An 11,084-nucleotide genomic window follows, 5' to 3' on the forward strand; every position below is an offset into this window, starting at 1 on the left:
TTCGGCATACTGACCGAAGCGCAGCACAACGCCACGCTGACTGGCGTCGATCGTATAGAAACCGCTCGCCAGCCAGATCACCGCGATCAGAATCAGCAACAGACCGAAGCCGCCCCCGAGCTGCTTAATATCGGGCGGACCGCCGTTCGGCCGGTTTGGGGGGCCGCGGCGGCCGAGCAAGGCGTTCACCTTCTGGGTGAATTTGCGCCACAGTTGATCGAGATCCGGCGGGCCTTCGTTGTTGCCGCCGCGCTTGCCCCATTGCGGGTCGTTTAACGCCATGACTGTTGATTTAACTTGTCGGGGGGTTTAAGGAACGGCGCCGGGTTACGGACAGGTAATCAGAGGTTTCCTAGACCAGCGCACGGATGGAATCCATGCTGGTTGCGGACTTCGCGGCGCTGCGCACTTCGTCGAGCGCCACGGGCACCAGATCGAGTCCCTGGCGCGTCACGGCACTCAACCAAATGCGCGAAATTTTACCATACTCATCACGCTCGGCTGCCGGGGCGCGGCCGGAGACATCGATTTTGTTCATCACCAGGATTTGCGGAATATCGCGCGCGCCGATTTCGTTGAGCACGCTGTTGACTTCGTCGATCCGGGCGTCGCGGCCCGGATTCGCGGCGTCGACCACGTGCAGCAGCAGATCGGCCTGCGCGGTTTCCTCGAGCGTAGCGCGAAACGCGTCGACCAGGGTATGCGGCAGGCTGCGAATGAATCCGACCGTATCGGACAGCACAATTGCGCCATCGGAACAATTGCGCAGCTTGCGCGTCGTCGTATCGAGCGTCGCGAACAGTTGATCGGCAGTGTAAGCGTGTGCGTGCGTCAGCGCATTGAACAGCGTCGATTTGCCGGCGTTGGTGTAGCCGACCAATGACACCGACATGACGTTGGCGCGCTGCCGCGCCCGGCGCTGCACGCCGCGCTGTTTTGCCAGTTGCGCGAGCTTGTCGCGTAAAACCTTGACGCGCTTGCCGAGCAGTCGGCGATCGAGTTCGATTTGCTTCTCGCCGGGACCGCCGGTCTTGCCGAGGCCGCCGCGCTGGCGCTCAAGGTGGGTCCAGCCGCGGACCAGCCGCGTCGACAGATATTCGAGCTGCGCCAGTTCGACTTGCAGCTTGCCTTCATGGCTGCGCGCGCGCTGCGCGAAAATATCGAGGATCAGGCTAGTGCGGTCGATGACCCGGCATTTCAGCCGCTGTTCGAGATTACGCTGCTGCGCGCCGCTCAACTCGTGATTGAAAATGACCAGCACCGCATCCGCGGCCGCGATCGCGCCGGCAATTTCATCGACCTTGCCGGAACCTGCGAACAAAGCCGGATCGGGGCGCGCTCGGCGGCCTTCGACGACGGCGCGGCTTTCGATCGCAGCGCTGTCGGCCAATTGCCGCAATTCCTCGAGGCTTTCCGCGTAATCCGCCTCGTTGAGGTCGAGGCTGACCAGAACGGCGGGTGTCGCAGCCGGATTCGCTACACTACTCAGCGGCGTGCTCGAACGGGATGGTGACAGGCCGGGCAGGGACGACAGTTGAGATGGCGTGCTTGTACACCATTTGCGTCACGGTGTTTTTCAGCAGCACCACATACTGGTCGAAAGAATCGACCTGTCCCTGCAATTTGATGCCGTTGACCAGATAGATCGAGACGGGGATGTGCTCTTTCCGCAATGCATTCAAAAACGGGTCTTGTAGTAATTGCCCTTTGGCGCTCATGATGGCTCCACGTTATCGTTATGGGAAGTTCAGCGTTATGGACGTTCAGAAGGCGGCTGATCAGCGATGGCGCCGCCTTGATGCACTTTACGTGATATTGAAAAGCGGCGCTATCCTGGAAGCGCTGGGAACAACGAGCGTGGAAGCGCTGGGAACAACGAGCGGAGGATGATGCGGCGCTAACGGCCATCGCGCTTGTCGGCGTACGGATTGCGTCCGTGCTTGAACTGTATCTTCAATGGCGTTCCACGTAGTTTGAACGCCTCCCTGAAAAAACGTTCAAGGTAGCGCTGGTACGATGCCGAAACACGATCGAGCGCATTGCCGTGGATGATGATGAGCGGCGGATTCATGCCGCCCTGGTGCGCATAGCGCAGCTTCGGCCGCACCAGTCCGGAGCGCGGCGGTTGCTGTTTTTCGGTGGCGGCGAGCAGCGCACGCGTCAGTTTCGGCGTCGGCAGTTTGATCATCGCAGCCTGATAAGCCGTGTCTATCGCCTGGAACAGAGCGCTGACGCCCTGCCCCTCCAAAGCTGAAATGAAATCGATCGCGGCGAAATCGAGAAAATGCAGCCGCAGCCCGATCTGGCGTTTGATAGCATCGCGCTGATAACTGTCGAGCCCGTCCCATTTATTTACCGCCACCACCAGCGCGCGTCCGGCCTCGACGATGAAGCCGGCGATGTGCGCGTCCTGATCGGATATCTCCTGGCGCGCGTCGAGCACCAGAATCGCGACATTCGCGTCTTCGATCGCCTGCAACGTCTTGACCACCGAAAATTTTTCGACGGCCTGGTCGACGCGCCCGCGCCGCCGCAAACCGGCGGTGTCGATGACCGTGTAGCGTTTGCCGGCGCGCTCGAAATCGATGTAGATGCTGTCGCGCGTCGTTCCCGGTTCATCGAACGCGATGACGCGCTCCTCGCCGAGCAGGCTGTTGACCAGCGTGGATTTGCCGACATTCGGCCGACCGACGACGGCAAGCTTCGGATGCTGAGCGGCTTCTTCGGCATCGTCGGCGAACGCGATATCCGCGAATAGCAGATCGACGAGTTCGCGCACGTTTTCGCCATGCGCGGCGGAGATCGGCAACGGTTCGCCGAGGCCGAGCTCATGAAAATCGGTGACCGCCGCGGTCGATCTCATGCCTTCGGCCTTGTTGACCGCAAGCCAAAGCGGCCGGCCGGTTTTTCTGAGCTGTTCGGCAATAATGCGATCGTGCGGCGTCAGGCCCTCACGCGCGTCGACCAGAAACAGGACGGCGTCGGCCTCGTCGATCGCCTGGCGGGTCTGGCGCGCCATTTCGAACAGGATGCCGTTCTTGACCACCGGCTCGAAGCCGCCCGTGTCGACGACCAGAAACGGCTTTTCGCCGACGCGGCCATGGCCGTAATGGCGATCGCGCGTCAGCCCCGGCATGTCGGCGACGATCGCATCGCGCGTTTTGGTCAGGCGGTTAAACAACGTCGATTTACCGACGTTGGGGCGGCCGACGAGAACCAGGGTGGGTTTCATTGCCAGGGGACAAGGACGGAAATCGCCCTTCGTCCCGTCATCTGACCGCGACCGCGTACAAGCCGCCGCTGCGCGTTTGCACGACGATATTGTCGCCGAGCGGAACAGGAGGCGCGAAAACCGGGCTGCCATCGGTTTCGAGGCGCGCGGCGAACGAACCGTCATCGAGATTCAGCACGTGAACGTAGCCCTGGTAGTCGCCGACGATCAGCCAGTCGCGATGCACATAAGGTCCGCTGAGGCGGCGCCCGTTCAGCTTGTCATGCTTCCAGATATTGGCGCCGCTCGCCTTGTCGAGCGCGATCACAGCGCTTTTGTCGTCGACGACATAAACCGCGCGCGAATCGGTCGCCAGACCTGAAATGCTGGAAATATCGCGCGCCCACAACAGGGTGCCGCGCGCAGTATCGAAACACGCGACGCGGCCCTGGAACGCCGCCGCGCACACCTGGCGATCATCGACGGCGGGCAGACTCGTGATGTCGGTTACGCGTTCGAGCTCGGTCGCCCCGCGCGGCTGCGCGACGGTGGCCTCCCAGCCGACGTTGCCATTGGCGAGATTCAGCGCCACGAGTTTACCGCCGGGAAAACCGGCGAACACCGCTTTGCCGAAAATCACGACGCCGGCGTGCGAGCGCACCGTCAGCGCCGGCGTTGCGCGCTGATAAACCCATTTGCGCTTGCCATCGATCGCATCGAGGCCGAATATACGGCCATCGCCGGCGCGCACCACGACGATGCCGTCAGCGGCTTGCGGGGCGCTCAAGACTTCGCTCGAAATATTCGTGCGCCACAATAATTCGCCACGCCGGTCGAAAGCGAGCACCTCGCCTTTCGGTGTGCCGACGAGAACCAGATTGCCGTCGGCGCCGACGCCGCCTGACAATACCTGTTTCGGATCGACGCGCCATGCGGCCGTATTGAGCAGATCGTAGCGCACCAGGTTTTCCTTGCTCGCCGCGTACACGCTGTCGGAATCGACCGCCGGGAAAAAAACATAGCTTCCGGCCTCGCCAACTTTGGCTTTCCAGACCGTGCGCACACTCGCCGAAGGTTCGAATCGCAGCAGCGGCGCCGGTTTTTGCGTGGGCGCGCTGGCAAACAGGCTGTCGTACAAGCTGTCGTAATAACCGGAAACGGTCTGGCAACCGGCGAGCGCCAGCAGCGCTGCGGCTGCGGCTAACCTGAAGGCGGTAGCGCCGCCGGTCACTTCGCCTCCCGGGCCGCGCCCAAACCGTCGAGTTTCAACTGAATCAGATTGCGATAATTGCTTTGCGCATCGCCTTGTTCGAGCGCTTGCTGATAAGCGGCGCGCGCTTCGTCGATTTTGCCTTGCGCGACCAGCACATCGCCGCGGCGGTCCGCATAGAGCGCGTTGAATGCGGCGCCGTGTTTTTCCTGCAACAACTGCAAAGCCTGTTCGTAATCCTTTTTGTCGAGATAAATACCGGCAAGACGCAAGCGCGCGGCATCCTGCGCCGCCGTCTCCGACGCTTCGGCGATGACCCAGCGCAGAGGTGCGGTCGCTGCATCCTTGTCGCCGGCTTCATAGCTCGCCTTGGCGGCTTGCAGTTGCGCCAGCACGGCATAACCGCTTCCGGAAAAGGATTGCGTGAACGTGCCGGCGATTTCCTGAATGCGTTTGGCGTCGTTGGCGGTTTGCGCGGCGATCAGCTCGGCGTACAGCGCCGCTGCCTCGACGGCTTGCCCGCGTTGATAAAACTGCCAGCCCTGCACAGCGGCGATCGACAACAAAAATGCCAGGAGCATGAGCAGGACCAGTTTGCCGTAATCTTTCCACCAGGCTTTCAGAATTTCGATCGTTTCCTGCTCTTCCAGGTTATACGCTGCCATCAGTTTTCCTCGATACTGTTCATGAGTGTGATCATTTGTTCAGAAGTCATGCGCCGTTGTTCGCCGTCCGTACGCAAGGGTTTTACGCTGACCTCTTTTGCGCCGACTTCATCGCCGCCGATGATGACGGCATAATGCGCGCGGCTGGCGTCAGCCTTTTTCATCTGCGCCTTGAAGCCGCCGCCGCCGCAGTGCAGGATGGCTGCAAACCCGGCGTCGCGCAAACGTTCGGCGATACGCCAGGCATGGCGGCTCGCTTCATCGCCCTGGTGCACGATGTACGCATGCGGCTCTGGCCGCTCGCGCTTGCCGTTTTCAGCCATCAGCGCCAGCAGCCGTTCGATGCCCATCGCGAATCCGCACGCCGGCGCCGGCTTGCCGCCGATCTGTTCGATCAGACCGTCGTAGCGGCCGCCGGCGCAGACCGTGCCTTGCGCGCCGAGGCGGTCGGTCACCCATTCGAACACGGTCAGATTGTAATAATCGAGGCCGCGCACCAGCCGCGGATTTATTTCATAGACAATGCCGGCATCGCGCAAAATGGCCTGTAGTTCTTCGAAATGCCGGCGTGGCGGCCCGTCGAGTTCGGCGATCAATTGCGGCGCGTCTGCAATCACTTCCTGCAAGACCGGATCCTTGCTGTCGAGCACGCGCAGCGGATTTTTCTGCATGCGTTCGCGCGTCGCTGCATCGAATGCGTCGGCGTGCCGCTGCAGATAATCCTGCACGCGATTCCGGTAGCGTGCGCGGCTTTCGCTATCGCCCAGCGTGTTGATTTGCAGAGTGACGGACGCCACCTTCAGTTCACGCCACAGGCGCGCGCCCATCGCGATCTGTTCGGCATCGATATCGGGGCCGCCAAAGCCGAGCGCTTCGACGCCAACCTGGTGGAATTGCCGATAGCGGCCTTTCTGCGGCCGCTCGTGGCGGAACATCGCGCCGCTGTACCACAAGCGCTGCGGTCCGCCATAAAGCAGATTGTGTTCGACGACTGCGCGCACGCACGAAGCGGTACCTTCGGGGCGCAAGGTCAGGCTGTCGCCGTTCAGGTCGGTGAAGCTGTACATCTCCTTTTCGACGATGTCGGTCGCGTCGCCGATTGAACGTACGAAAAGCTCGGTGTTCTCGACCACCGGCATGCGGATGCCGCGATAGCCGTAGGCGCGCAGCCATTCGCGCACGGTATCCTCGAAAAACTCCCAGAGATGCGCCTCATCCGGCAGGATGTCATTCATCCCGCGGACCGCTTGAATAGCTTTACCGCGCATTGGTTGCCGCTGCGCGGTTCAATCGATTCAGGCCGGCTGATCCTGCAGCTCTTCGGAAGAGCGGGCGGTGTAGCGCGACTGCACGTAGTCGTCGACGATAGCCTGGAACTCGGCCGCGATCGCATCGCCTTTCAGGGTCACCGTCTTGCGCCCGTCGACGTAAACCGGCGCGACCGGATTCTCGCCGGAACCTGGCAGGCTGATGCCGATGTTCGCGTGCTTGCTTTCGCCCGGCCCGTTGACCACGCAGCCCATTACCGCGACCTTCATGTCTTCGACACCGTGATAGCGCTCGCCCCAGATCGGCATTTGTGCGCGCACATAATTCTGGATCTGTTCTGCCAACTCCTGGAAGAACGTGCTGGTCGTGCGCCCGCACCCGGGGCACGCGATCACCATCGGCGTGAACGAGCGCAAACCCATGGTTTGCAGGATTTCCTGGGCGACGATGACCTCTTTAGTGCGATCGCCGTTAGGCTCCGGAGTCAGCGATACGCGTATGGTGTCGCCTATGCCTTCCTGCAGCAGCACGGCAAGCGCCGCGGTCGAGGCGACGATGCCTTTGGAGCCCATGCCGGCTTCGGTCAGGCCGAGATGCAGCGGATAGTCGCAGCGCGCGGCGAGATCGCGATACACGGCGATCAGATCCTGCACGCCGCTGACCTTGCACGACAGTACGATCTGGTCGCCGCCCAAGCCAAGTTCTTCGGCGCGGCGGGCATTGTCGAGCGCCGAGACGATCAGCGCTTCGCGCGTCACCGCCGCCGCATCTTTCGGCTCGGTTGCTTTCGCGTTGTCGTCCATCATGCGCGCCAGCAACGCCGGATCGAGGCTGCCCCAGTTGACGCCGATGCGCACCGGTTTACGGTAGCGGCACGCGGTCTCGATCATGATCGCGAATTGTTCGTCGCGTTTTTTGCCGGCGCCGACGTTACCGGGATTTATCCGGTATTTGGCGAGCGCTTCGGCGCAATCGGGAAACTGGGTCAACAGCTTGTGGCCGTTGAAATGGAAGTCACCGATGAGCGGCACAGCACAACCCATCTGGTCGAGGCGGTTGCGAATGCCGGCGACTTCGCGCGCGGCTTCGGGACTGTTGACGGTAATGCGGACCAGCTCCGATCCGGCTTTTGCGAGTTGCGCGACTTGTTGCGCTGTCGCCTCGGCGTCGGCGGTATCGGTATTCGTCATCGATTGCACGACGATCGGGTGATCGCCGCCGATGACGACCTTGCCGACGCGAAACGCGCGGCTTAGGCGCCGCGGAAATGCGCCGTATGACATGCAGGCCTCCGGCAAAAGAGCTTATTCTAACAGGATGACGACGATGCTCAGAACCGCGGTGCTCGGGACTGCCCGGGATCAGGTTTGCGTCACGATGACGAGTGCGAGCAATCCGATGACAACGGCGAGCGAAACCAGCGCGTAGTTGCGCCATGCCTTGCTGGTATCGGCGATGCCACCCAGGTTATCGACCGATTCGCCACTGTCATCTTGCTGCGTTTTATCGGCGGCGGTTGCATAGGCAGCATTTGATTCTGCCACAGCGGAGCGAGCATGAGCCGTCGCAGATTCGTGGTGCTCGATGGTATCCGATCCAATCGACGGCGCATCTTGCGCGACCCGGGCGGGCTCGCGCGCAACATCCGCTGGTGCTGCATCCGCTGGTACTGCATCCGAAATAGCCGGCACTCCGGGCTCGGCGCCCCGCCACACCGTCATCCCTTCGGCGCGGCCCTGCTCGATCACAGGCTCCGCGACCGACGAGCGGATGGAATCGGAAATTGCGTAGCGGGTTGCAGCGAAAACGGGTTCGCTTGCGGCTTCAGAACCACGATCCGATAAAGATTGTTCGGCGTCGCCCCGCAAATCGGTCGGCTCGACACTTCCGGCGGATGGAATGACAGCGGGCGTGGATTTCGCGTCGAGGGCGGCAAGCAAAGGTGCTGCATCCAACTGCAGGTGGCGCGCATAGTTGCGCATAAAACCGCGCACGAAAACCGGGCCCGGCAACTGATCGTGCGCGTCTTTTTCCAGCGCCATGACCTGGCGGCGCGACAGCTTGGTATAGCGGACCACGTCCTCTATCGACTGCCCCTGCGCTTCGCGCGCCGCGGCCAATTTTTGCCCCGGAGTCTGTTGCGCGAACTGATCGTCATCGAAACCGGTTTTCCTGAATTTTTCGCTCATTCGTAGCGCCCTGCGCGCAGCGCCGCAGCCTCTTGCGATTCCGGATATTTCTTGCGCAATTGCAGGCCGTAGCTCGCCTGCGAGTTGCGATCGCCGAGCTTGCGCTCGATGCGTACGCCAAGCCACAGGCTTTCCGCGCTCGGGTTGGCAACTTGCATATACCGGCCCAGATAGGACCGCGCTTCCGCATACTTGGCGCCTTTGTATTTCGTTTCAGCCAGGTGATACAGCGCCTGCGGATTTCTTGGCTGAATCTGCAAAGCTTTCAGCAGATAGCTTTCGGCGCCTTTCTCGTCTTTGGCCTGCAAGGAGCACACGCCGGCGTTCACATAGGATTTGTCGGGCGTTTTGTAAAGCGGATTTTTCAATGCCGCCACGAAGTAGCGGATCGATTCCGTTTCGCGCCCGCGCTGGCACAAAAACCAGCCATAGTTGTTGTTGGCGTCCGAATCAGCCGGATCGGATTTCAGGGCTTGCCGGAAATGCTTTTCAGCGACGGCGTCGTCGCGCAAATCCATGTAGACGAGCCCCAGCAGATTGTGCGCGGGCACGTAATCCGGGACCGCTCCGAGCGCCTCGTTCAACTCCTGAATCGCGATATCGAACTGGCGCCGCTCGTAATAGCCGGAGCCGAGCTGGGTGTGAATCTCGGCGCGCTGCGCAGCGTTGCCGTCGACGGCGGCGCCGTCCTTTTGCGCCGGCTGCTGCGCGCAGCCCGTTGCGATCAGCATCAGCGCGCACAGCGCAAGCTTTGCCAGGCGGGGGATGCCGCGATCAGACATGGTATTCGGTTTCATTCTGGGTCTCCATGGCTTTACGCAAGCGGCGCTGGCTGCGGTCCTGCACTTCCCCGGCGAGCTGGCCGCAGGCGGCGGCGATGTCGTCGCCTCGCGTTTTTCGCGTCGTCGCTACCAGGCCGGCGTTCATCAGCGCATCGGCAAACCGTCGTATCGATTCCGCCGGCGACCGCTCATAACCGGACCCGGCAAACGGATTGAACGGGATCAGATTCAATTTGCACGGCACGTCCCGAACCAGCCCGATCAGTTCGCGAGCGTGCTGCACACTATCGTTGATGCCTTTCAGCATCACGTATTCAAACGTAATGAAATCGCGCGGCGCCCGCTCCAGATAGCGCGAGCAGGCGGCGAGCAGTTGCTGCAGCGGATACTTGCGATTGATCGGCACCAGGACGTCGCGCAGCTTGTCGTTGGGCGCGTGCAGCGACACGGCCAGCGCCACCGGGCATTGATCGCGCAAACGATCGATGGCAGGAACGATGCCGGACGTGCTCACTGTCACGCGGCGGCGCGACAAGCCATACGCGTTGTCGTCGAGCATCAATTTCAGCGCGGCGACGACGTTGTCGAAATTGGCCAGCGGCTCGCCCATGCCCATGAAAACGACATTGCTTATGGCGCCTGCCTTGAATCCCTTCTGCCCACCTTTTTCAGAGGGCGGCTGGGCCGATTTAAGCAGCTTGTCAGCCTGCCACAACTGACCGACGATCTCGGCTGTCGTCAGATTGCGGTTGAATCCCTGACGCCCCGTCACGCAAAACGAACATTCCAGCGCGCAGCCGGCTTGCGTCGAAATGCACAAGGTGGCGCGCGACGTTTCCGGGATGAATACGGCCTCGATGCGATTGCCCGCGTCGACTTCCAGCATCCATTTGCGCGTGCCGTCTTGCGCGATGTGCTCGCCGACGATCGGCGGCGCCGCGATCACAGCAGTTTCCGCCAATCGCTTGCGCATCGTCGCCGATAAATCGCTCATGTTCGCGAAATCGTCTTCATTGCGCTGATGAATCCAGCGCAGCAATTGCTTCGCGTGGAACGGCTTCTCCCCGATCTCGACACAGAAATCGGCGAGCCGCAATGGCGCGAAATCCAGCAGATTGATCACCCTGTCGCGTAGATATGAATGTTAGGAAAGAAAAACGCAATTTCGAACGCCGCCGTGTGCGACGCGTCGGAACCGTGCACGGCGTTGGCTTCCAGGCTTTCGGCGAATTCGGCGCGCAGCGTGCCGGGTTCGGCCTTTTGCGGGTCGGTCGCACCCATCAGCTCGCGGTTTTTCAGGATCGCATTCTCGCCTTCGAGCACCTGCACCATGATCGGCCCGGAACCCATGAATTGCACCAGCTTGTCGAAAAACGAGCGACCGCGGTGCACGGCATAAAACGCTTCGACATTGCGCCGCGACAAATGTGTCATGCGCGCCGCGATAATCTTGAGGCCGGCCTGCTCGAAGCGGGTATAAATGAGCCCGATCTGGTTTTTTTTGACAGCGTCGGGTTTGATAATGGACAGCGTACGTTCGATCAAAACAATCTCCACCGAGTAAACAAGGGGGTACAAGATAGCACGATAACACTTTGATATACAGCGTAAGTTAAGGCGGACCCATTCCAGAATCAGCTTGAGCTATCCTCCTGGAAGCCTCCTCGCGCTTTTTGCGTATGGCCGGCGTGAGTACGATGATTATGGCGATGACGGCGAGCGCCAGCATCGCGCGTCATGCCCGAGTGCCCATACCTC

General features: G+C 61.2%; 12 protein-coding genes. All 12 read right to left on the reverse strand.

From position 1 onward, the window contains the following. On the reverse strand, positions 1–282 hold a 282-nt coding region (locus H0V78_05955), incomplete at its 3' end, for a protease modulator HflK N-terminal domain-containing protein (GenBank protein ID MBA2351329.1). Positions 283–352: 70 nt separating this feature from the next. Beyond that, on the reverse strand, positions 353–1,489 hold the full coding sequence (hflX, locus tag H0V78_05960; protein ID MBA2351330.1) for a GTPase HflX: 1,137 nt from the start codon (positions 1,487–1,489) through the stop codon (positions 353–355). Further along, positions 1,482–1,718 carry an RNA chaperone Hfq gene (hfq, locus tag H0V78_05965; GenBank protein MBA2351331.1) on the reverse strand — a complete coding sequence of 79 codons (237 nt, stop codon included), beginning with the start codon at positions 1,716–1,718 and terminating at the stop codon, positions 1,482–1,484. The genes hflX and hfq overlap by 8 nt, the downstream gene beginning before the upstream one ends. A 179-nt stretch (positions 1,719–1,897) precedes the next feature. Next, complete coding sequence (der, locus tag H0V78_05970) at positions 1,898–3,232, reverse strand: ribosome biogenesis GTPase Der (protein ID MBA2351332.1); 1,335 nt, start codon at positions 3,230–3,232, stop codon at positions 1,898–1,900. A 37-nt stretch (positions 3,233–3,269) separates the two neighbouring features. Then, the gene (bamB, locus tag H0V78_05975; protein ID MBA2351333.1) at positions 3,270–4,442 is read right to left on the reverse strand and encodes an outer membrane protein assembly factor BamB; all 1,173 of its coding nucleotides are present in this window, start codon (positions 4,440–4,442) and stop codon (positions 3,270–3,272) included. Then, positions 4,439–5,086: a tetratricopeptide repeat protein gene (locus tag H0V78_05980; protein ID MBA2351334.1), complete on the reverse strand. Its 648-nt coding sequence runs from the start codon at positions 5,084–5,086 to the stop codon at positions 4,439–4,441. Before H0V78_05980 ends, bamB begins: the two co-directional genes overlap by 4 nt. After that, positions 5,086–6,354: a histidine--tRNA ligase gene (gene hisS / locus H0V78_05985; protein ID MBA2351335.1), complete on the reverse strand. Its 1,269-nt coding sequence runs from the start codon at positions 6,352–6,354 to the stop codon at positions 5,086–5,088. The genes H0V78_05980 and hisS overlap by 1 nt, the downstream gene beginning before the upstream one ends. A 27-nt stretch (positions 6,355–6,381) precedes the next feature. Then, positions 6,382–7,638: a flavodoxin-dependent (E)-4-hydroxy-3-methylbut-2-enyl-diphosphate synthase gene (gene ispG / locus H0V78_05990; protein MBA2351336.1), complete on the reverse strand. Its 1,257-nt coding sequence runs from the start codon at positions 7,636–7,638 to the stop codon at positions 6,382–6,384. Positions 7,639–7,716: 78 nt separating this feature from the next. Beyond that, a complete protein-coding gene (locus H0V78_05995) occupies positions 7,717–8,544 on the reverse strand; it encodes a helix-turn-helix domain-containing protein (GenBank protein MBA2351337.1) in 828 nt (275 codons plus the stop codon). Beyond that, complete coding sequence (pilW, locus tag H0V78_06000; GenBank protein ID MBA2351338.1) at positions 8,541–9,326, reverse strand: type IV pilus biogenesis/stability protein PilW; 786 nt, start codon at positions 9,324–9,326, stop codon at positions 8,541–8,543. The genes H0V78_05995 and pilW overlap by 4 nt, the downstream gene beginning before the upstream one ends. Then, the gene (rlmN, locus tag H0V78_06005; protein ID MBA2351339.1) at positions 9,319–10,449 is read right to left on the reverse strand and encodes a 23S rRNA (adenine(2503)-C(2))-methyltransferase RlmN; all 1,131 of its coding nucleotides are present in this window, start codon (positions 10,447–10,449) and stop codon (positions 9,319–9,321) included. Before rlmN ends, pilW begins: the two co-directional genes overlap by 8 nt. Further along, positions 10,446–10,877 carry a nucleoside-diphosphate kinase gene (gene ndk / locus H0V78_06010; GenBank protein ID MBA2351340.1) on the reverse strand — a complete coding sequence of 144 codons (432 nt, stop codon included), beginning with the start codon at positions 10,875–10,877 and terminating at the stop codon, positions 10,446–10,448. Before ndk ends, rlmN begins: the two co-directional genes overlap by 4 nt. Between the last annotated feature and the right edge of the window lie 207 nt (positions 10,878–11,084).

Source organism: Burkholderiales bacterium, from assembly GCA_013695435.1.
Taxonomy (GTDB): Bacteria; Pseudomonadota; Gammaproteobacteria; order Burkholderiales; family JACMKV01; genus JACMKV01.